A 23570-nucleotide genomic window follows, 5' to 3' on the forward strand; every position below is an offset into this window, starting at 1 on the left:
AAGTATTCTCCAATGAAAATTGATTTAATCAAAAAAATATTTTTTTCTATTCTCTTCTCTATTTTGATTTTGTTTACCAGTTGTACAAAAGAAAAAACAGAAACTTCTGTAAAGCAGGATCTTCTAATCGACCTGGAAAAACTTGAAAACAAAATAACCCTTTTCAAAAAGATTGCTGAAAACGAAAATGATTTTAAAAAAATTCAGGATTGTTTTAAAGAAACCAGAAATTTATATAAAAAAGCAGAATGGGCTATTGAATATTTCGTGCCTGAAACGGCGAGATTTATTAATGGTCCCGCTTTAGATGAGCTTGAAGTTGAAGAGAATAAGTTTTTGCCTCCAAATGGCTTTCAGGTTATCGAAGAGCTTATTTTTCCTGAATATGACACAAACAACAAAACAGATTTAGTTAAAGAAATAGCGATTATGCGCGCTAATATTGTACAGGTAAAACAACACTTGGATGCCATAACTATTCAAGAAAAACATATTATCGATGCTGCCCGATTTGAGGTCTACCGAATTTTAACATTAGGAATCACCGGTTTTGATTCACCTGTAGCACAGGAATCAATAAATGAAGTTGCTCCTGCTTTGATTTCGATTGAAACTATTGTTTTAAAAACCTGCAAAAATAATTCTAAGGAATCCATCGATTTAAAGTCACAATTAAAAAAGACAATTTCAAACAGCATTTCATATTGCTCTAAAAACAAAGTCTTTAATACTTTTGACAGAGCCACATTCATTAAAGAATATCTGAATGTAATTTCGAAAACAATTTTTGAATTGCAAAAGCAAAACAACATTACAAATGTCAATAAAAACAGTGCAATCAATCCAAATACTGCTACTCTTTTTGAAAAAAACGCTTTCAATGTTAATGCTTTTATTCCCTCTACAGAATATGCTTATTCTGAGGATAAAGTTGCTTTAGGCAATCAATTGTTTTACGATACTTCAATCTCACAAGATCAAAAGAGAAGCTGCGCAACCTGCCATATTCCTGAAAAAGCATTTACTGACGGACTTAAAACAAATCTTTCCTTAGATGGTTTCGATTTACCGAGAAATACACCGACTCTTACTTATGCGGGTTTACAAAATGCCTTGTTTTGGGATTTAAGACAAATTGATCTGGAAAAACAAAGCGTAGATGTCGTACAAAATGAACAGGAAATGCATGGTTCATTCACACAGATTATTCCTCTAATCAATAATGACAAAAAGTACAAGGCTTTATTTGAAAAAGCCTTTCCTAAAAGCAATAAAATCGAAGAGTGGCAATTACAAAATGCAATTGCCTCTTACATTCGTTCGTTGAATAATTTTGATTCCAAATTTGATTTATACATGCGAGGTGAATCAAATGATTTTAGCGAAGAGGAAAAACTCGGATTTAATCTTTTTGCCGGAAAAGCAAAATGCGCTACCTGTCATTTCATACCTTTATTTAATGGAACAGTACCTCCAAATTACAATAAAACCGAACAGGAAGTAATAGGAACCCCAAAAGATAAAACCGCCAAAGAAATAAGTCCTGATTTAGGAAAATACAATCAGTTTAAAATGGATCAGCTTAAGAATGCATTTAAAACACCTTCCATTCGAAACGTTGCCAAAACTGCTCCTTATATGCACAATGGTGTATTTACATCATTAGAAGAAGTTGTCGATTTTTATAACAAAGGAGGTGGAAAAGGTCTGGGCTACGCAGTAGATAATCAAACGCTTCCTTTTGATGAACTTAAACTAACCAAAAAAGAAGAATCAGCTTTAGTAGCGTTTATGAAAACCCTGACTGATAAAAGATACCAATAACTATAATGGATATACTGGGTGTTAAAAATGCACCCAGTCTTTTATTTAGGAATTTCAAAAATTTCCTTCTTAATTTCTACCGAATAATCATTTGGAGAAATATTTCCACCAAAAGTTTTTGCATAAACTTTGGTAAACTCAGCTCCAAAATATAAAATAATAGCCGAATAATAGACCCAAACCAAAATTATAATCACCGATCCGGCAGCACCATATACACTCGCAATTGTAGAACTGCCAAGATAAACCCCAATTGCAAATTTACCCACCATAAACAAAATGGCTGTAGAGCCTGCTCCGATAAAAGCATCTTTCCATTTTATGTTACCGTCGGGTAATGTTCTGAATATAATGGCAAAGAGCAAAGTGATACTCGCAAAAACAATAAAAATATTGATAACATAGAACAGATATACAGTACTATCCGGCAGATATAATTTTAGTCTTGCGTTTAAAATATCCAGAGTAGCATTGAGCATTAAACTGACCAGCATTAAAAACCCTACTGAAACAATCATGGAGAATGACATCAATCGGTTTTGAATGAACTTTTTTAAACCTTTGTTGGGTTTCGCCCGTAATCCCCAAATGTAGTTAATGGAACTCTGAATTTCGGCAAAAACTCCCGAAGCCCCTATTAGCAGCATCACGACCCCGAAAATAGTGACAAAAACATTACTGTCTGATAACTGCACATTTTTTATTGCCTCCTGAATCTGCACTGCGGCATTATTTCCTACCAAACTATTTATCTGACCATACAACTGACCTGTGACTGCCTCTTCCCCAAAAAAGAAGCCACAAATAGTGATAATAATAATCAATAAAGGAGGCAATGCAAAAATGGTATAATATGATAAGGCGGCACTTAGTTTTATGGCATTATCATCATTAAATTCCAGAAATGTAGTCTTCAATAAATACCATAATTTTGAAAAGATATTTCGAGTTTTCATTTGCTGCTTTTTTGAGATACTCTCAAATTTAAGCAATAATCAAAGATTCTTAATTCCTGATTTTTAATCGAATTTTACATTTTTACCATGTATTTTTATTTATAATGACAGAAAATCCCTTTATCATAAACCGTCCATAAACTTGCTTTTTGGTTGGCAGCTTTTAAGGCATTATTCGCCCAGGTATTACAGGTATAAAAAAGGCTGTAACTTCCTTTTGCTTCGTAAAAAGCATCTTTCTTTCCGTAACTGTGGCCTTCAATCCATTGTGGATGAAGAGAATCACTGAAGCTGTCTGAAATATAACTAACTAAGCTTTGATAATTTTCTTTTGAAATCAGGATTCGTTTGCAGTCATCTCCTTCTTTTAATTGCTTAAAAAATGTAGTATGCATTGCCGATGAACTTACACCGAATGCAGCTTTTAATGCCGTACTTGCTTTCAAATCTGACCATTCCGGAGTATCCAGATAAAAACCTTTGTCTCCCCAACCGAAAGCAATATAATTCATCACGGAATCTTTTGATTGCGTCTGACTGAACTTAATTTCACTTCGCCAGTCTTTAACTTCATTTTTAACGGGAACCACAATATCGGTATGAACTCCGTTGGAGAGAATGTAAACTGGAACAGCATTTTGTTCTTCTGTCTGAACCATATCCGAATTTACTGTAATTTTTGAGATTAGAAGTACTGATGAAATGTACAAGGCAATAAAACTGAAAATTCCGAAAAGTGTCCAGCCCAGAAATTTGAAAGATTTTTTTAGCATTTTGATTGGTTTTAGATTTAGTTATTGGTTGATTTTTCTGTAACCAATTTTTGAGCCAAAGTTTTACTGGTTTTTAATTTGTTTGCGAAATGGTACTCGAATTTTACAGATCTGCTATTGCAAAAGCACGGATTTACGCAATTTTTTTAGATTGTCAGGCTGAGCGGAGTCGAAGCCTACCTACATATTGACAGCACTTTATGAGCTTCTTGCGGGGCTTCGACTCCGATCAGCCTGACATTGAATGCGTTTAATTTTAGACATAAAAAAAACTGCTGAATTTCTCCAGCAGTTATCTATTCTCTTTGTTCTTTCTTCTATTTTGCAGAAAAAAATTAAACGTTAAAACGGAAGTGCATTACATCACCATCCTTTACAACATACTCTTTTCCTTCGACTTTGAACTTTCCGGCTTCTTTTGCTTTTGCCTCAGAACCGTACTGAACGTAATCTTCGTATGAAATTACTTCGGCACGAATAAAACCTTTTTCAAAATCGGTATGGATAACACCAGCTGCCTGTGGTGCAGTTGCCCCAATGTTGATGGTCCAGGCACGAACTTCTTTTACACCAGCAGTAAAGTAAGTCTGCTGTTTTAATAATTTGTAAGCTGCACGAATTAAAACGGATGCTCCCGGCTCTGTTAACCCCATATCTTCAAGGAAAACCTGACGCTCTTCGTAGCTTTCTAATTCAGTAATATCAGCCTCTGCTCCTACTGAAAGAATGATAACTTCAGCATCTTCGTTTTTTACTAATTCACGAACCTGATCTACGTATTTGTTACCATTTACAGCAGAACTTTCGTCAACGTTACAAACATACAAAACCGGTTTTGCCGTAATTAATTGAAAAGCCTCCATAAGAACTTCTTCATCATTTGACTGAGGAATAATTGTTCTTGCCGATTTCGCCTGTAATAAAGCTTCTCTAATTCTGTTTAATAAAGCCTCTTCTGTCTGAGCTTCTTTGTTTCCCGTTTTTGCAGCACGTTTTACTTTTTCTAAACGTTTCTCAATCGTTTCTAAGTCTTTTAACTGCAATTCGATATCAATAGTTTCTTTGTCACGAATTGGGTTTACATTTCCGTCAACGTGTACAATATTATCATTGTCAAAACAACGTAAAACGTGAATAATAGCATTACACTCTCTAATGTTTCCTAAAAACTGGTTTCCAAGACCTTCACCTTTACTGGCTCCTTTTACCAAACCTGCAATATCTACGATATCTACAGTTGCCATTTGTACACGCTCTGGTTTTACCAATTCTTCCAATTTATTGATTCTCGGATCCGGAACGTTTACAACACCAATATTAGGTTCAATTGTACAAAACGGAAAGTTGGCACTTTGCGCTTTTGCATTAGATAAACAATTAAATAATGTTGATTTTCCAACATTTGGTAATCCTACAATTCCTGCTTTCATCTGTTGTTTCTGTTTATTTTATTTGATCCTGAGTTAATCAGGTCTTCTATTTATTGTCTTTAATTAATTTTTGGCTTAAAATTTTGCAAATATAAGATTTAATAACTCGTAAAGAAGTAAAATGATGATTAATATAATTTATCATAACCAGAATAAAAAATGACAATTGAGTCTATTTCGTCTTGACCGGGAATAAAAAATCCTGAACTTTGAAGTTCAGGATTTCAATACGTTATTCTTAAGAATTAAAGTTTAAACTCTAATGAATCAATAATTCCTTTTTCTTCATCAGTAGCTGTAAATCCGGAAATATCCCAGTATTTGGTCAGTACTTTATTCTTTTTATTAAAAAGTGATTTCTCTTTGAAAACATCACTTTCTTTATAAGTAAAATTTTGTCTGTTGAAGCTGGTTGTTATAAAATTATTACGAACCTGAATGTTTTTAATTTCTTCTTTTAAAACCAAATCATATCCTATTTCTTCATTTGCTGTCAGCAGATAATAATCCTGACCCTCAATCCTGTAATTAACTTTTACAATTGACCTTGTAACATTTTTAGAACCTATTTGTTCATTTTCTGCTATCTCTGCCAGGTTTTTTGGCTCAATAATAACGCTAAATTCTACAATTAACTTTTTTTCAGGGTCGTAAACTATTTCATAAGTATCTAATGCCGTTTTTGCATTTTCCAACGGCACTACAGACATTACATAATAATTTTTATTATTAGGATGTCCTTTGGTTGTAAAGTTGTATTCTTTTTTTGTTTTTGAATCTAAAAGCGGATCGAAATAGTTTAAATTAGAATAATTCTCCATGATATTATTCAAATTATACCCCATCAAATCGGCACTGATATCGGCTTGCAACAGACCATAAGATCTGTTTTGTTCTACCAATAATGTTGTAGTTGCTTTTTTCTGACTAACCGAAAACTGAAAATTTACAAGACCATCATTATAATAAGAGTATTTATTGTCTAACATAAAAAACTCTCGCACATATACCTTTAACCGGTATGAAGCAGCTAATTTTTGCCTTGAATTAGACACGATTTTTTGAAGGATTTTTTGAGGTTTCTCATTCGAAACAACAATTTCATCTAATTTATTATGGCTGTTTTTAAGATAAACTACAAATTGGTCTTCTTTTAAAACTGCCCAACGAAGCGTTAATTTTTCATAATTAGTTTCAGAAACCTGAACATTTGAAGCTCCTTGCAATTCAAAAGTTACTTTACCGTCTTTATTACTTATCAAAGTCTGCTTGGTTTTCATGATAAACACCGTAGCATTTTCTATAGGCAGCTGTGTTTCTATATCTCTTACAATAATAGAATATTCAGTACTTTGTGCAAAAATACAAACGTTAAATAACAGAATAAATAAAAGTATTAGTCTTCTCATAGGCTATTATTGAAATATAAAATAATATTGTCAAATTTAACTAAAATAAAGCATTAAAAACCAGCTCAATACAAACAAATTATATATTATTTTCAAAAAAAAATCCTAAGCTCAACACTCAGGATTTTCTATATCATAATTTTAAATATTATTCACCATGTAAAAACGCCTGTCTGTTTAACAAGGTTTCTTCATCTTCTACGTGATTATCGTCTGGCACACAACAATCAACAGGGCATACAGCAGCACATTGAGGTTCATCATGAAACCCTTTACACTCTGTACATTTTCCAGGTACAATATAATATACTTCATCCGAAATTGGTGTTTGGGCATCTTCTGCGTCAACTTCAGTTCCGTCTGGTAAAATTACTTTTCCTGAAAGACTTGTTCCGTCTTTATATCTCCAATCATCAGCTCCTTCATAAATTGCTGTATTTGGGCACTCTGGTTCACAAGCCCCACAGTTTATGCATTCGTCGGTTATAATTATTGCCATTTTATTCTTGGTTACGAGTTAAAAATTATAAGATCTCACAAACATTTTATTCTGCTTTGCCTTATAACTTAATATAGCTTATTTTTGTGCAAAATTACAATCAAAACCTTTCATAAACAAATTACTTATGTTACAAAACGAAAAAAAACAATCTTTTATAGCACTTGGTCGGTTTTTGAGTCAGTTTTCTGAAGAAAAAAACACTCAAAATGAATCTGTTTTAGGTAATGACTTGTTTTTTGAAGATTTTATAAACCTTATTCAGCTTTCGCAGTCACACAACGGATGGTACACTCCTGAACAAGTGCATTTTGCAATAAAATCGTGGTCAGATGCTCTTACTGAAGAAAATATAGACAAATGGCTTTCCAACTATTCTGGTGAGTTTGCTCAAAACAATAAAAAAGAAAAAACAGTTGCCTTAATTTTAGCCGGAAATATTCCGCTCGTAGGTTTTCATGATTTTTTATCGGTTTTAATTACCGGAAATAAAGCTTTGATAAAAACGTCTTCTAATGACCAGCATTTATTGCCATTTTTGGCCAGATATTTAATTTTTACTGACGAAAGTTTAAAAGATAAAATCACTTTCGTGGAAGGAAAATTAGAGAATTTTGACACTGTAATCGCCACAGGAAGCAACAATACAGCACGTTATTTTGAATATTATTTTAAAGATAAGCCTTCAATTATCCGTAAAAACAGAAATTCTGTTGCAGTATTGAACGGTAAAGAATCTAAAGAAGATCTGCAAGCTTTAGGTGAGGATATTTTTCGCTATTTTGGTTTAGGATGTCGAAATGTATCTAAACTTTTTGTTCCGAAAGAGTATAAATTTGACACTTTTTTTGAAGCCATTTTCAAATATCAGGATGTGATTCATTACGAAAAATATGCTAATAATTATGACTACAACAAAGCTGTTTTTTTAATGAGCAATTTTAAATTACTGGATAATGGATTTTTGACAATAAAAGAAGATTCCAGTTATGCTTCTCCTATTTCAAGCGTTTTTTATGAGTTTTACGAAAATTTAGAAGATTTACAAAATCGCCTTGAGGCTGAATCTGAGCAAATTCAATGTATTGTAAGCAATAATTTGATTAAAAACAGTATTTCTTTTGGCAAAACACAGACTCCGCAATTATGGGATTACGCAGACAACATTGATACTATATCGTTTTTGTTAATAACATAGGATAAAAAATTATAATTATTGCGAATAATTTAATGCTTTTTCGGCTTGTATTCCCGAAATTTGCGTTTTTAAAATTTGGACTTTTAACTATACCATGAAAAAACACAACTACAGCGCAGGACCAAGTATTTTACCTCAGGAAGTTTTTGAAAAAGCATCAAAAGCAGTTTTAGATTTTAATAATTCAGGATTATCAATTCTTGAAATTTCGCACCGAAGCAAAGATTTCGTTGCAGTTATGGATGAAGCCCGTGCATTGGCTTTAGACTTACTAGGCCTTACAGGCAAAGGATATCAGGCTTTGTTTTTGCAGGGAGGAGCAAGTACAGCATTTTTAATGGCTCCTTACAACCTGATGAAAGAAAACGGAAAAGCAGCATATTTAGATTCCGGAACATGGGCGACAGCAGCCATCAAAGAAGCTAAACTTTTTGGAGAAACGGTTGTCGTAGGTTCTTCAAAAGACGATAATTACACTTATGTTCCAAAAGGTTATGAAATACCGGCTGACGCAGATTATTTTCACTGCACAAGCAACAACACCATTTTCGGAACACAAATGAAAGAATTCCCAACAACAAACATTCCTGTTGTATGTGATATGAGTTCTGATATTTTTTCACGTGTATTAGACTTCTCTAAATTTGACATAATTTATGCCGGAGCTCAAAAAAATATGGGACCTGCAGGAGCTACTTTAGTCGTAGTAAAGGAAGAAATCTTAGGTAAAAATGGAAGAACAATTCCTAGTATGTTAGATTACAGCAAACATATTAAAGCAGAAAGTATGTACAACACTCCTTCTGTTTTCCCTGTATATGTTTCTTTGTTAACATTACAATGGATCAAAGAAAAAGGCGGTATAGCTGCTGTTGAAAAATTAAACAATGCAAAAGCAGAACTACTTTATAATGAAATCGACAGAAACCCATTATTCAAAGGAGCTGCAGCTGTAGAAGATCGTTCTAACATGAACGTTACTTTCCTACTTACAAACGCAGATCATACAGAAACGTTTGATAAATTATGGAAAGAAGCTGGAATTTCAGGATTGCCTGGACACCGTTCTGTAGGTGGTTACAGAGCTTCTATTTACAACGCTATGCCTATCGAAAGTGTTCAGGTTTTAGTAGATGTAATGAAAGCTTTGGAAACAAAGATTTAAAAATTAAAATATTGAATGATTTAAAGATTCATTTGCATCTACAAACCATTCTATTTCTTTATTCAAACAAACAGATTGAATATTTAAATTATTAAATTTTTCAATCTTTAAATATCAAAAAAAATGAAAGTATTAGCCAATGATGGAATTTCTAAAAGTGGAATTCTAGCTTTAGAAAAAGGTGGATTTGAAGTTATCACTACAAAAGTAGCTCAGGAACAAGTTGCTAATTTTGTTAACGAAAATAATGTAGACGTTGTTTTGGTACGTAGTGCTACCAAAGTACGCAAAGATATTATTGATGCTTGTCCCGGTATCAAAATCATCGGACGTGGTGGTGTTGGTATGGATAACATTGATGTTGACTATGCTAAAAGCAAAGGAATTCATGTAATTAACACACCTGCTTCTTCATCAGAATCAGTTGCTGAATTGGTATTTGGACACTTACTTTCTGGTGTTCGTTTTTTACACGATTCTAACAGAAATATGCCTTTGGAAGGTGATTCAAACTTTGATGGTTTGAAAAAAGCTTACGCAAACGGAACTGAATTAAGAGGAAAAACACTAGGAATTGTTGGTATTGGACGTATTGGTCAGGCTACTGCAAAAATGGCTCTTGGTTTAGGTATGAAAGTTATTGCAGCTGATGGTTTTATTCCTTCAGTTGATGTAAAAGTGGAGTTTTTTGATGGTCAGTCTATCACGACTACAATCGTTCCTCAGTCCTTAGAGTCTTTATTAAAAGAATCTGATTTCATTACCTTACACGTTCCTGCTCAGGATGGTTATATTATTGGAGAGAAAGAATTCGAAATCATGAAAAATGGTGTTGGAATCGTAAACTGTGCACGCGGAGGTGTTATTGATGAAGTAGCCTTGGTAAAAGCTTTAGATTCAGGAAAAGTAGCATTTGCAGGATTAGACGTTTTTGAAAACGAGCCAAAACCTGAAATGGCAATTTTGATGCACTCTAAAATTTCATTGACTCCACATATTGGAGCTGCTACAGGAGAAGCTCAGGACAGAATTGGTACTGAATTAGCATCACAAATTATTACTTTATTGAGTTAATTTATTATAACTAAATAATCTTGAAGGGATTTATTAACACTGATTAATAAATCCCTTTTGTTTTTTTACTAAATTTGAGTTCAATCTAAAAACTATAACCTATTATGTTAGACCAATTAACCCAATTAGTACAGCAATTTGGAGGTGATGCCGTTGTCAAAAACAATGCTATTCCAAATGAGCAAAATGAAGATGTATTGAACGAAACGAGCAGTTCTATTTTTTCAGGACTGCAAAAAATTGCTTCAGAAGGCGGCGTAGAACAATTAGCCGGTTTATTTCAGGGTGGCTTAATAGACAGCACAAACCCTGTCGTTCAACAACTATCACAACAATTATCCGGAAATCTTGGGCAAAAATTTGGTTTAAACAGTGATACTTCTTCAAATGTTGCCGGAAGTATGATTCCGCAGATTTTAAATTCTTTGGTAAACAAAGCAAAAGATCCTAATGATGGTAGTTTTCAAATTTCGGATATCATTAATTCAATTTCAGGAAACGGTGGTCAGGCTTCTAACATAATGGATACTATTTCGAAATACGGAATGCAATTTGGACTGGACCAAAATGCTGATGGAAAAGTTGATGTCGCAGATGCCATAGCTGTTGCATCCAGTAAAGGTGGTTTTAGCAGCCTTCTTGGTAAATTATTTGGAAAATAATTTACTTAAAAATTCTAAACCCTTAAGAATACTAAATACTAAATTCCCGAGATTCAATAAAAAGCTGTTTTTGCAATGTAAAAACAGCTTTTCTTTTTATTATTAAAAACAAAACCGTAATGGCTTTTAAAACATTAATGTCTCTTTATACAAAGTGTTAAATAGCAAAACATCTGTCAAAATTATTCGTAATTTTAGACTAAAATTTTCTTGCTATGAAAAAATGCATTTACATATTAATGGTTCTATTGACAGTAATTGCGTGCTCGACAGCTTCAAAAAATGCTTTCGCATCAAAAGAGTCTAAAACAAAAACTACTGTAAATGATACCGTACGAATTGCCAATGACTCCTTAGAGTACGAAGTTATTATTATAGACAACGGATTTAGTTTTTGGCTTTCTTCTCAGGCATTACCCAGAAATTATTATTCTTTAAACTATCTGGAAAATAAAAATCAGATATATGTAAACGAATGGAATAATCGTGTTTTACAGCCACAGCGCTTCAATCCTAACTTGTACGAGATGACTATAGATTATCAGTCACATATCAGATATGGTTACGAAGTAAATTATCTTATTTACAATTACATGATTTACTTTCAAAATACTTACAAACAAAAACTGGCAGGCTACGTACCTTCCAGATAATGTTACTATATTTGTAATCATTCCAAACAAAAATGAATCGATTAAAGCAGCGCTGGGGTGTAACCTCTAATTTTCAATTTGTCATCATATTTATTGTTTTTGCCATTACCGGATCGGCATCTGCATGGCTGTCCAGACCTTTTTGCGAATGGCTTAACATTACTAAAGAAGATTTTGGCGGATGGTTTACCCTTATTCGATTAATAATCATCTTTCCTATTTATCAGGTACTACTGGTTGCAATAGGGACTCTTTTTGGACAATTTCGTTTTTTTTGGAATTTCGAAAAGAGAATGCTTAAAAGTTTAGGATTAGGATTTTTGTTTAAAAAATAAACTCCTTCTGTTTCTTTAACAATTACATTTAAGCGGATAATATTTGTAAAAAAATAGATTTCTTTTTTTTTACTATTTTTCTTTCATTATATCTTCTATATACAGAACGGCAATATTATTTAACACAAGCCTATAAAATCAACATTTCACAACAATCACTACCAATACAAGGTATTTTTAAGAATAACTATACAATATACAAAACAAATCTACCAGTAGATTAACAATCCTACACCAGAACAGGATAGAACAGGATAGATTTATTTTTAGAAATAGCAAACTTTACAAAACAAGATTTTACTAAAACTAACCACCAAACCGCATTAAAATGCTTAATAATTCAATAAAAATTTCGTTTGTAATGGCAATTGTATGCCTTACTATTTCAACAAAGATTTTTGCCCAAAATCCTGTAGTTAAAATTGATTTTGATCAATCAGGAAGACAACCTGCCGAAGTAAACGAACTTGGTTACATACCATGGATAATTGGCTCTGGAACAACTGCTTCTAAAACAGAAAACGGAGTAACTTTTACGATTACTAAAGGTGCTAATGGAACTCAATTAGCAACGAATTGGTACAAAGCTGGCTTATCATCACCTCATTTTGCAAAATTAGTCAGCGATGGAGTTACCGTAAAGGACGGAACAGCAAACCAAGGAGGAGAACTTGAGCTGAAAATTAGCGGTTTAGCAACCGGAAATCACACTTTACTTGCTTTTTTGAATGCAGTAGACAGTCCTACAACCAATACATTCAGCCCTATTGATATTTCGGTAAATGGTACTTTGATTTTCGATAATGTAATCCCAAGTGTAAGAGCTTTAAAAACAGCAGATGCAAAATCAGTTTATTTAAACTTTCAGGCAACTGCAGGAACAGATGTTGTTATTTTATTTGCAGCTGAAACTTCAGGAACCGAAAATGTAAAAAATGTAATGCTTAACGGAATTGAACTAAACACCCCGAATATTTTTAATCAGGCAACAAATCCAATTCCAGGTCATAACGATGAACATGTCGAATTAAATTCTGGAGGTGTATTATTAGGCTGGACTCCTGCCATTAACGCTCTATCGCACAATATTTATTTTGGAACTGATTTAGCAGCGGTTGAAAATGCTACGACAGCATCAGCTGAATTCAAAGGCAACCAACTTAAATCAAATGCTTCTTATCAAGTAAACGGATTATACACTGGTACAACTTATTATTGGAGAGTAGACGAAGTATTAGCCAATAATGCGATTGAAAAAGGAAATTTATGGCGTTTTCGTCCTGCACAATTGGCTTTTCCCGGCGCTGAAGGATATGGCCGTTTTGCCCGTGGCGGAAGAGGCGGAAAAGTAGTAGCGGTTACTAATTTAAATGATAGTGGTCCTGGAAGTCTCCGTGAAGCCGTTACTAATGAAATTGGTCCAAGAACAATTGTTTTTAATGTATCGGGTTTAATACAGCTTCAATCCCGTTTGGTTTCGAATAACCCTTATGTTACTATTGCCGGACAAACAGCACCTGGAAAAGGTATTACACTTAAAGGGAGTTCATTAGGTTTAGGAAGTAGTGACAATATTGTTCAAAATGTAAGAGTACGATTGGGATATGCTTATAATGGCGATGCAGGAGGTATGGGACTAATGGGAAACAATAATATCATTGATCATTGTTCTATTAGCTGGACTTCAGATGAAGGACTTAGCTCTCGTAATGCCACAAATATTACGTTTCAACGCTCCCTTATTTCTGAGTCTTTAAACAGAGCTAACCATCCAAATTATCCAAACGGTACCAGCGAACATGGTTTTGCAGCAAGTATTGGCGGAAAAGTAGGTAGTTTTCATCATAATTTACTCGCTCACAATTTTGGACGTAATTGGAGTTTAGCTGGTGGTTTGGATCCCAATAATAATTTTGCCGGTAATTTAGATATTACCAATAATGTAGTTTACAACTGGGGTTCAAGAACAACTGATGGAGGAGCTAAAGAAGTAAACTTTGTTGGTAATTATTACAAACCGGGACCTGGCATGCAATTACACCAATTCGCCTTAACTATGGATCATGAAAATAACTTTGCTGGTATGCAAAGAGCTTATTTTAACGGGAATGTTATGCCTGGGTATTTTGATGTAACAAACCAAGAATCAGGCAGACGATCTAGGTTATCAAATGGCATTACAATTAATTATGAAACATTTGTAACCACACCTTTTTTCCCTTCTTATGTAACGACTCAATCTGCAGAGAATGCATATAAAATTGTTCTTTCAGATGTAGGCTGCACACAACCTCAATTAGACAATCACGATATCAGAATGATTAATGAAACTTTAGCAGGAACCTATTCTGTAACAGGTAACAGGTCTGGAAAAAAAGGTTTCCCCGATCATGAATCTGATGCTGGGGGATACGAAACATATCCTGAAATTACCCGAGACGCAAATTGGGATACGGATCAGGACGGATTACCAAACTGGTGGGAAACTATCCATGGAACAAATGTAAATTCAGGAACAGGAGATTTTTCAGATTCTAATAGCGATACTGATTTAGACGGATACACCAACTTAGACCTTTATTTACAATGGATGTCTCTGCCACATTATGATTCGCCTGACGGAAATAAAATCAACATCAATATTCAAAACCTTTCTAAGGGTTTTACAACCGGGGTAAATTACTCATTATCTAATGTGGTTAACGGAAATGCTTCTCTTAATTCAGATATCGTAGAATTTACACCAACCGCAACAGGTTTATGTTCTTTTGACTTTACTGTTACAGATAATGAAGGAGCAAGCATGACACGAAAAGTAAATATTGTAAGCGGATACAGTGCTACGCTATCCGTAGAAAAATCAATCAAAGAAAATACCTCTTTTAGTGTTTGGCCCGTGCCAAATAACGGCTCTTTCTCTGTTTTGATGGAAAATGACGGAAGCAATGCAGAACTAAAAATCTTTGACATTTTGGGCAAAGAAGTCCTGAAAAGAAATATTACAGGAAAAATTCAGGAAAACATCAGTTTAAAATCTAAAGGTGTTTTTATTTTAAAATTCTCTGACTCTAAAACAAAAGAAATATTACATATCAAAAAGATCATTGTTCATTAAGTTTAGTTTATTTTTATAGTTTTTTTGACATAAATGGCAACCCTTAAAAGTTGCCATTTATTTAAAATAATCATGACCATTTAATGCCTATTCAAAAATTATGAAACTTATCCACTTTTTTGCTTTACTGATTATAACTGGATGTACAAGTCAGGAAAAAGTATCCAATAAAACTTTTGAGGAAATCACTTTGGTCAATAAAATTGATTTTTTTGACACCAAATTAAATCAGCCAAAATTTAGCTGCGGTTTTTTATTACAATTCAATAACCAAACCTACGCCGTTACGGCAAAACATTTATTAAAAATCATCAAACCTAAAGACATGAAAACCTTAGCGTTTGACAACTATATAAAATCGTGGTCTTTATATCCTTTAGAAAACAAATCAGAAATTGTTATTTGTGACAAACTGTTGAATGAAAACAAATCGGAACTTTTAGAAGCCAAATCAACTTATGAAAATGACTGGCTTCTTTTTTCGATAAAAGAAAATCATTCAAAAATAAAACCGCTGCAAATAAGAACTTCTGCTTTAATTGCCGGAGAAAAATTATATGCTGTGGGATGGACAAGAAAAATGGAAAGTGGAAAACAAAGAGTATATGAATTTGAATATTATAAAACCATTGACAATCGTATTCTTCTAAAAGATATTATTGTTCCGGAACAATTTGGAGGCTTAAGCGGTGCCCCTGTTGTAGATGAAAAAGGAATGCTTGTAGGTATTGTATCCGGCGGAACAACAGATCCTGAAACTGACAAAAAATACTTTTCTCCTTGTTCTGCTACAAGTCTTTTGTCATTTTTAGAAAAATTGTAATACTATTAAACAACCCTATTTTGCTTTTGAAAACAATAGGTATAAATCCATGTAATAGTAAATGAAGGAATTATATCCGTAAACGGAATTATTTCTTCTATAAAAGTCAAAATACTGGCGACTTTTCCTACTCTGCCCTTATACATTCTGGTCATAATAAAAGCCGCAATTGGCGCCCAAATTACATCCGAAAACTCACCTAAAAACGGAATACTGAATGAAATCATTCCAATTCCGTCAAACAGTAAACCTAAAAGTAGTTTTTTGATTCTATCGTCATCCATTGTTTTAATTTCCTGCATCTTAATTCATTTTAGATTACATTCGAATTTATAAAGAATCCAGAAACAAAAATTATTCCATTAAAAAAATTTGTTTCTTAATTCCCATTTCTAGTCTCATAAAATTGTGTTACACCATTTTTATATCCGTAGAATCTTTGTTTCTTTGTAAAAACAGTTTCAAATGATACACGCAAAAAATATACATAAATTCTATGATAAGCTTGAGGTTTTAAAAGGTGTTGATTTACATATTCAAAAAGGCGAAATCGTTTCGATTGTTGGCGCTTCGGGTGCCGGAAAAACGACTTTATTGCATATTTTAGGAACTTTAGACAAACCCGAAAAATCAGGTTCTGAAACTTCCCTTACCATAAACGGCGAAAATATTTTAAAACTAAATGACAAATCCTTATCTAAATTCAGAAACCTGAATTTAGGTTTTATTTTTCAGTTTCATCAACTTTTGCCTGAGTTTACAGCTTTAGAAAATGTGTGTATCCCAGCTTATATTGCCGGAAAAAAACCTTCAGAAACCGAAGCCGAAGCCAAAAAACTGCTGGATTATTTAGGATTATCTCATAGGATTAATCATAAACCAAACGAACTTTCGGGTGGTGAACAGCAGCGTGTTGCCGTAGCCAGAGCTTTAATCAATAAACCTGATGTAATTTTTGCCGATGAACCTTCAGGAAATCTCGACACCCATTCTGCCGAAAATTTACATCAGTTATTCTTTCAGCTCCGAGATGAATTTGGCCAAACTTTTGTCATTGTAACCCATAACGAAGAACTGGCAAACATGGCTGACAGAAAACTTATAATGTCTGACGGACAAATTATATCTTAGGGATGGTTTTAATTTTTATAAGTTGGATTTATATTCTTTTTACTACTATAAACTTAGGATTTGTTTTTGATAAAATTATTGGTACTAAAAATAATAATTTCGTCATTACTTCAATACTAGGCTTGTTTTGTGTTACACTATTAGCAAGTATCTGGGCCATTTTTGGAAGAATAAATATCGAATTTCATTTGTTCTTATTAGCCATAAATGGCACGATAATTCTAAAATTTAAAAATAAAATCATAGAAACTTATAAAAAATTTGTTTCAGAATTTAACCTTTTGCAAAAAAACTTAAAGTTTTTTCTAATCATAACAACCTTTTTAATTATTGCACAAAGTGCTTCTATCCCGTTTGTAATCGACAATGAATCTTATTACATTCAAACTATAAAATGGCTTAATGAGTATGGTTTTGTAAAAGGACTGGTAAATCTTCACTTATTTTATGGACAAACGAGTGGCTGGCATATTACCCAAAGTGTTTTTAATTTTTCATTTTTATATAAAAACTACAATGATTTAAGTAGTTTCTGCCTGCTTTTGGGCAACGCTTATTCAATTCTGAAACTAAACGAATATTATAAAAACAAGAATAAAAACTATCTTATTATTGGGTTATTTTCTTTGTTTAATATTTTCTTTTTTCAATTTATCAGTGCACCATCACCAGATATTCCGGTGTATGTTTTTAGTTTCATTTTACTTTTTTATTTCTTAGAAAATTTCAAAAAAATAACACCCGAAACCTATAATTTAATTGTGGTTTTGGTTCTTTTTTTACTTTACATCAAAAACACTACTTTAACTTTTTCTATTTTTCCAATCATTTTATTGATACTACATTTTCAACTTTTATCAAGGAAACTTTTAAAACCTATTTTTTTAACCATTACAGTACTATTTCTCTTTGTAATAAAAAACATGATTATCTGTGGATCTCCAATTTTTCCGTCTAAAATTTTCACTTCAATGACTATGAATTATTCGATTCCAGACTCCATTCAAGGCTTTTACTACGATCAAATAAAATTTTACGGCTTTTTTGTTACTGTAGAACAATACAACTCTATGTCTGTTTGGGATCTTTTTTTACGATGGTTAACATTGCCCAAACTCAATGGCTTATTTAATAAAATTGCTATTTTGTTAATTGCTATTGTACCTTTTTTTATCTTGAAGTTTCAAAACAAAAAAGCTTTATGGGTACTTTACGGTGTAATGATTCTACAGTTATTCTTGTTTATAATAACATCTCCACAGTATCGATTCTTTATGAATTTCATATTGTTTTTTTCTTCATTTTGCCTGATTTGTATTACTCAAAACAAAAGAATAATTAATATCCTGCTTCTGTTTTCATTAATTCCAACTATAATTGTTTTATTTTTTCCTGTTGATCTAAATAAGTTTTCTAATCATAAATTCATGATGGAAATCAGCAATTTTTCAGTTAAAAATATTGTTTTTCCTTATCCAAACACAAAAAACAATACTGCATTTGAAAGTATTCAATTAGGAAATTTAAAATATAATTCTCCTAAAAAAAATGATTTTTTCTGGGCAAACGGAGATGGTAATTTACCTTGTGTTGACAAACAGCAGATTGATTATTTTGACAAATACTTTCAAATTATCCCACAAATGCGTACTAATGATTTAAAAGACGGATTTTACGCCAAAAAAACACAAAAAAATGAATAAAACGGAACTCAAAGAATTTCTTGACGAAAAAGTCAATCAATATAATAATTTTGATTTTATTGAAAGTGATCCTGTTCAGATTCCACATTTGTTTTCGCTAAAAGAGGATATTGAAATTGCAGGATTTTTAAGTGCCAGTATTGCATGGGGAAACCGAAAAATGATTATTAAAAACTCACATCAAATGATGAATTTGATGGGTAATACTCCTTACGATTTTATAATGTCGCATTCGGATTCTGATTTAGAACGTCTGGAAAATTTTGTACATCGTACTTTCAACGGAAAAGATTTTGCGGGTTTTGTTAAAGGTTTACAGCATATTTATAAAAATCATAATGGATTAGAAAGTGTTTTTGCAAAATATCAGGAAAATAACAGTATGCAGAAAAGCATTCATGAATTCAAAAAAATATTTTTTGAAATTGATCATTTACCAAGAACTCAAAAACATATTTCAGACCCAATGAATGGCTCTGCCGCAAAACGCATCAACATGATGCTTAGATGGTTTTGCCGTCAGGACACAAAGGGTGTCGATTTAGGCATCTGGAAAAACATATCTCCCGCTGCCCTATCCTGCCCTCTTGATGTACATTCCGGAAATGTCGCCCGCAAATTGGGTTTGCTGTCGCGAAAACAAAATGACGAAAAAGCCCTTGCCGAATTAGACTTAAAATTACGTGAATTAGACCCGGCTGATCCTGTAAAATATGACTTTGCCTTGTTCGGCTTAGGCGTTTTTGAAGGATTTTAACTCACCTTATTGATTAACAACTAATCCTTTAAAATTAAAAGTATATTTTTCACCATTCTTATCCCACTCAAAAAAGCAACATAAAATTATGCTTTTACATTTATTATTCTTGCGTTTTCTATTGTTATAACCTGAGTTCGATTAATCCAATACAAAATTATTTACAAATTAATAATGTTGATTAATATTCCTGCAAGGTCTTTTTCGAGACCTCGTAGGTATTCAATCATTAGTATTGAAACCTATAAGATTCTGTGCTGATTTCCAATTGAAATCATAATTTTTATTAATTTTACCCATAGTGTATAATAGAAAAAATAGAATGGAGACACCTGACAAAAAAGGGAATGACTAAAGCTTAAATATTTAATTTATAGTTCTAAACATGAAGACAAAAAAAATTAATAACATTTTAAATAATAGCCATACCTATATCAATTTAACTTTTTCAGTAATTGTTATATTTTGTTTGTTAAGTTTACTTGAAATTTTATTAAACGTTGCTGATAGCACAACAAACCAAAACATTGGCACTACATTATTGTATAAATTATCAAATGATTTTTTTACTGGAGTCTTCATCGGACTGTTATTTAGCCCTTTATATTTCATTTTAAATTATATTAAAAAGCATCTGGGAGTATTATTTATCAAAATAGTTTTTTCTTTGATTGTAATTATTCAGTTTGCGTTAATAAAATATAGCTCTACAACTCTCGTCAACCTGGGAGCAGATTTATTAGGCTACTCTTTCTCAGACATTTACTTAACTGTAACAGCATCCGAATCGCTTTCATTTGTATTCTTTTTGCCATTTATAATAATTCCTTTATTGTATTTGGGAATCTATTTTGCCTTAACGAAATTGAAAAAAAAGCAAATATTTTTAATAACCACATTTGTACTAATTATTATCTCAGGCGGTTTAAAACTATTTCTTTCTGACGTATCTGACTCAAAATACGAAAATAAACTGGCGTTTTTAACCAAAGACATTATTCGGTTTGAAAGAGATAAAAAAATAGCCCGTACTATTCAAAACATCAAATTCAAATCAGAATATCCGATGTTAAAACCTTTTAAAGAAACTCCTGATGTTTTGGGACCGTATTTTAATATTAACAATGAAAAACCAAATATTGTCATTATTGTTGTAGAAGGCTTGGGAGCCGAATTTATTGGTAACAACGAATACGCTGGATTTACACCTTACTTAGATTCGATGATTCCAAAATCATTGTATTGGGAAAATTTTTTAAGCAACGGAGGAAGAACTTTTGCCGTACTCTCCTCATTATTAGGATCACTAACCTATGGAGAAAAAGGTTTTTTGGAATTGAATCCCTATCCAAGACATCTTTCTTTGATAAATATTTTAAAAGCTAATGAATATACCACATCTTTTTATTCTGGTGATAATGCAAATTTTGATAGAAAAATCAATTTTTTAGATCAAAACAATATTGATAATATAATAGATAAAAACAATTATGGTCCTGAATATATTCAGACAAAAGCCAATTCAGGAGGGTTTTCCTGGGGATATCCTGATGCTGAAATTTTCAGGAAAGCACTTGCAGAAACAAACAAAATTAAACTTCCAAGATTAGATATCATACAAACCCTTACCAATCATGAACCTTTTGATTTCCCATCAAAAGACCTGTATTTGAAAAAAGTTGAGGACATTATAAATACCCATCCAAACCTTAAATCTAAAAAAGAAACCATTAGCTCTTACAAAAATATCTTTGCCTGTTTGAATTATGCTGATAATTCAATTAAAAACTATATGGAAGCTTATGCAAAAAGACCCGATTATAAAAATACCATCTTCATAATTACGGGCGACCACCGTTTGATTCCTATCGAACAAAAAGACAAATTATGCCGTTTTCATGTCCCTTTATACATTTTTAGTCCAATGCTAAAAAAAACCGAATCGTTTAAATCAGTTTCTTCCCACTGGGATGTGACACCCAGTTTGGTTTCCTTTTTGTTTAACAATTATAAATTCAACCGACTGGATCAAACTGCCTGGATGGGAAAAGGACTTGATACCGAAAAAGAATTCAGAAATACGCAAGGCATCCCTTTGACACGGAATAAAGGAACAATTGATGATTATGTGTATAAAAATTATTTGTATTCCGGTGGTGAATTGTATAAAATAAAAGACAATTTTGATACCGAAAAAATTAGTGACGAAAGTATTTTAGATACTATTACCACTAAATTTAATGCCTTTAAACAACTGAATGCCTATTTAACGCAGAAAAACAAAATCATTCCAAAATCATTAAATTTAAATAAAGAACAAGGAGTTCAGTTTACTAAAGAGGAACAAATCACAATTAACAAATTAACCAAAGGATTAAATCCTGAACAAATATTTTTGGCAGCCAGAGAGTTAGCTTTCAACAAAAAGCACAAAACAGCGCTTCTGCTTTGCGATTTTATATTAAATGAATTACCCAATTATTCTGATGCACGAACCCTAAAAGGCAGGATACTGGGTTGGGACGGCGAGTATAAAAAATCAGAAAATGAATTAATGATTGTCATCAAAAGAATGCCTTCTTATGATGATGCTTATTTAGCCCTTATGGATGTATATTGGTGGTCCGACCAGAATAAAAAAGCTATAAAAACAGGTGAATTAGCACTTTCAAACAATATAAAAAATCCTGAAATCAGAATAAAGATGGATAGATCTCAAAAAACAATGAACACTTCAAAACAAAATAAGTAATGGGCACTCATAAAAAGGAATATACAAATTTTCAAAAAACCTATATTTTTCTCATTATAACTTTATTTTCGGTTTCGTTTCAAATGACCGGACAGGGAAAAGTGTATAGCGGTGACCCCGACGTTTCGTTTAAAACGGCTCGTGACCTGGCTTTCAACAAAAACAGAAATCAGGCACAAGATACTTTATTACACATCCTGACTAAATATCCGGAGTATCATGATGTCCGCGAATTTTTGGCTTCGACTTATGCCTGGGATGGAAATCATAAAAAAGCAAGAACTGAATTTCAAAAGATTTTAGCAAAAGATACACACAGAAAAACTACATGGATCGCAGCCATTAAAAATGAAATGTGGGGAAACTATCCTTTTCTTGCTTTGAAATTATGCAAAAAAGCATTGAAAAAATTCCCAAATGATACTGAAATAGCAGACCTACAAAAAAGCGCACAGGAAAGTACTATGATCCCAACTGCTACTGCGGGTGCAGTACAAACAATATCCAGCGAGATACTTAATGATTCGACAACCAGAAAATCTGACCCGGATTTAATAAAAACAGTACGAAACAATACGATTGGTGTCACTTCAGAAGTTAACATCTACTCTGATGTCTTTGATGCTATGTTTTACAATGCCGTAAAATATGCACGCCAAACCAAGTACGGAAGTATTATTGGAAGGGTAAATATCGATAGAAGACTTGGTGAGTACGGAACCCAATATGAGGTTGATCTATACCCCAAAATTGCCAAAGGAACATACGCTTATTTGAACTTTGGTGTGTCAGGTTCTTCTTTGTTCCCTGATTACAGATATGGTGCCGAAATTTTTAAATCGCTGCCCAGAAGTTTTGAAGTTTCGCTAGGACTTAGAGGTTTGCAATATGATACAACCACGATGATCTACACCGGCTCTGTAACCTGGTACAATGGAAACAATTACTGGTCGCTGCGACCTTATTTTACTCCGGGAGACAATGGTCTAAGTTCTTCAGCTACTTTAACGTACCGAAAATACAGAAGCGATGCTGATAATTATTTCGGTATCAATTTTGGAGCTGGAATTTCACCGGAACTTAATCAGAATTATTTTTTTACAAATGATGACCGAATTGTAAATCTGCAATCGCAAAAACTGAATATTGCCTATTTCTTTTCGACCCATAATAAACAAAATGCCTGGGGCGCACAACTCGGAATCATACATCAGGAAATTCCTTTTGACCAGGGCAATTATTTCTGGATTTCGACACTTGCATTGTCCTGGGAAATCCGCTTTAGGTAACAGGTTTAAAAAAAATAAAAGA

20 protein-coding genes are annotated in these 23570 nt (G+C 32.8%); 14 read left to right on the top strand and 6 right to left on the bottom strand.

The features are described from left to right. Positions 1 to 12: 12 nt before the first annotated feature. Positions 13 to 1824 carry a cytochrome-c peroxidase gene (locus FLV_RS09310; protein ID WP_243233163.1) on the top strand — a complete coding sequence of 604 codons (1812 nt, stop codon included), beginning with the start codon at positions 13 to 15 and terminating at the stop codon, positions 1822 to 1824. A gap of 41 nt (positions 1825 to 1865) precedes the next feature. On the opposite strand, the gene FLV_RS09315 is transcribed toward FLV_RS09310, so the two are convergent. The 5 genes from FLV_RS09315 to FLV_RS09335 all read right to left on the bottom strand — a co-directional run bounded on the left by FLV_RS09315 (position 1866) and on the right by FLV_RS09335 (position 6891). Then, a complete protein-coding gene (locus FLV_RS09315; protein ID WP_243233165.1) occupies positions 1866 to 2780 on the bottom strand; it encodes a YihY/virulence factor BrkB family protein in 915 nt (304 codons plus the stop codon). A 95-nt stretch (positions 2781 to 2875) separates the two neighbouring features. Next, positions 2876 to 3553 (bottom strand): TIGR02117 family protein, encoded by a 678-nt coding sequence (locus FLV_RS09320; protein ID WP_243233167.1) that lies wholly within the window; start codon positions 3551 to 3553, stop codon positions 2876 to 2878. Positions 3554 to 3888: 335 nt separating this feature from the next. Next, entirely contained in the window at positions 3889 to 4983 is a 1095-nt protein-coding gene (gene ychF / locus FLV_RS09325; RefSeq protein WP_243233170.1) for a redox-regulated ATPase YchF, read from the bottom strand. Positions 4984 to 5228: 245 nt separating this feature from the next. Then, entirely contained in the window at positions 5229 to 6392 is a 1164-nt protein-coding gene (locus FLV_RS09330; protein WP_243233172.1) for a hypothetical protein, read from the bottom strand. A gap of 148 nt (positions 6393 to 6540) precedes the next feature. After that, a complete protein-coding gene (locus tag FLV_RS09335) occupies positions 6541 to 6891 on the bottom strand; it encodes a 4Fe-4S dicluster domain-containing protein (RefSeq protein WP_089051220.1) in 351 nt (116 codons plus the stop codon). A gap of 127 nt (positions 6892 to 7018) precedes the next feature. On the opposite strand from FLV_RS09335, the gene FLV_RS09340 reads away from it, so the two are divergent. The 8 genes from FLV_RS09340 (at position 7019) to FLV_RS09375 (ending at position 15916) form a co-directional block, all read left to right on the top strand. After that, on the top strand, positions 7019 to 8089 hold the full coding sequence (locus FLV_RS09340) for an acyl-CoA reductase (protein ID WP_243233173.1): 1071 nt from the start codon (positions 7019 to 7021) through the stop codon (positions 8087 to 8089). Between the two features lie 94 nt (positions 8090 to 8183). Next, positions 8184 to 9254: a 3-phosphoserine/phosphohydroxythreonine transaminase gene (serC, locus tag FLV_RS09345; protein ID WP_243233175.1), complete on the top strand. Its 1071-nt coding sequence runs from the start codon at positions 8184 to 8186 to the stop codon at positions 9252 to 9254. Between the two features lie 123 nt (positions 9255 to 9377). Beyond that, entirely contained in the window at positions 9378 to 10328 is a 951-nt protein-coding gene (locus FLV_RS09350) for a D-2-hydroxyacid dehydrogenase (RefSeq protein ID WP_243233177.1), read from the top strand. Between the two features lie 104 nt (positions 10329 to 10432). Then, entirely contained in the window at positions 10433 to 10990 is a 558-nt protein-coding gene (locus FLV_RS09355; RefSeq protein WP_243233179.1) for a DUF937 domain-containing protein, read from the top strand. 215 nt (positions 10991 to 11205) lie between these two features. Beyond that, positions 11206 to 11643, top strand: coding sequence for a DUF6146 family protein (locus tag FLV_RS09360; RefSeq protein WP_243233181.1), 438 nt, complete (start codon positions 11206 to 11208; stop codon positions 11641 to 11643). Between the two features lie 32 nt (positions 11644 to 11675). Continuing rightward, entirely contained in the window at positions 11676 to 11978 is a 303-nt protein-coding gene (locus FLV_RS09365) for a DUF6787 family protein (protein ID WP_243233184.1), read from the top strand. A 328-nt stretch (positions 11979 to 12306) separates the two neighbouring features. Continuing rightward, on the top strand, positions 12307 to 15093 hold the full coding sequence (locus FLV_RS09370) for a T9SS type A sorting domain-containing protein (RefSeq protein WP_243233186.1): 2787 nt from the start codon (positions 12307 to 12309) through the stop codon (positions 15091 to 15093). A gap of 100 nt (positions 15094 to 15193) precedes the next feature. Continuing rightward, entirely contained in the window at positions 15194 to 15916 is a 723-nt protein-coding gene (locus FLV_RS09375) for a trypsin-like serine protease (protein ID WP_243233188.1), read from the top strand. Positions 15917 to 15921: 5 nt separating this feature from the next. On the opposite strand, the gene FLV_RS09380 is transcribed toward FLV_RS09375, so the two are convergent. Then, complete coding sequence (locus FLV_RS09380; RefSeq protein ID WP_243233190.1) at positions 15922 to 16218, bottom strand: hypothetical protein; 297 nt, start codon at positions 16216 to 16218, stop codon at positions 15922 to 15924. A 163-nt stretch (positions 16219 to 16381) separates the two neighbouring features. Between FLV_RS09380 and FLV_RS09385 the strand changes: the two genes are divergently transcribed. The 5 genes from FLV_RS09385 (at position 16382) to FLV_RS09405 (ending at position 23548) form a co-directional block, all read left to right on the top strand. Further along, positions 16382 to 17047 (top strand): ABC transporter ATP-binding protein, encoded by a 666-nt coding sequence (locus FLV_RS09385; RefSeq protein ID WP_243233192.1) that lies wholly within the window; start codon positions 16382 to 16384, stop codon positions 17045 to 17047. A gap of 2 nt (positions 17048 to 17049) precedes the next feature. Continuing rightward, positions 17050 to 18750, top strand: coding sequence for an LIC_10190 family membrane protein (locus FLV_RS09390; protein ID WP_243233194.1), 1701 nt, complete (start codon positions 17050 to 17052; stop codon positions 18748 to 18750). Next, positions 18743 to 19507 (top strand): TIGR02757 family protein, encoded by a 765-nt coding sequence (locus FLV_RS09395; protein WP_243233196.1) that lies wholly within the window; start codon positions 18743 to 18745, stop codon positions 19505 to 19507. The genes FLV_RS09390 and FLV_RS09395 overlap by 8 nt, the downstream gene beginning before the upstream one ends. Before the next feature lie 385 nt (positions 19508 to 19892). Then, a complete protein-coding gene (locus FLV_RS09400; RefSeq protein WP_243233199.1) occupies positions 19893 to 22259 on the top strand; it encodes an alkaline phosphatase family protein in 2367 nt (788 codons plus the stop codon). Further along, a complete protein-coding gene (locus FLV_RS09405) occupies positions 22259 to 23548 on the top strand; it encodes a YaiO family outer membrane beta-barrel protein (protein ID WP_243233201.1) in 1290 nt (429 codons plus the stop codon). Before FLV_RS09400 ends, FLV_RS09405 begins: the two co-directional genes overlap by 1 nt. Positions 23549 to 23570: the final 22 nt, after the last annotated feature.

The sequence above is a fragment of the Flavobacterium pectinovorum genome (genome assembly GCF_022802975.1).
GTDB lineage: Bacteria > Bacteroidota > Bacteroidia > Flavobacteriales > Flavobacteriaceae > Flavobacterium > Flavobacterium pectinovorum_B.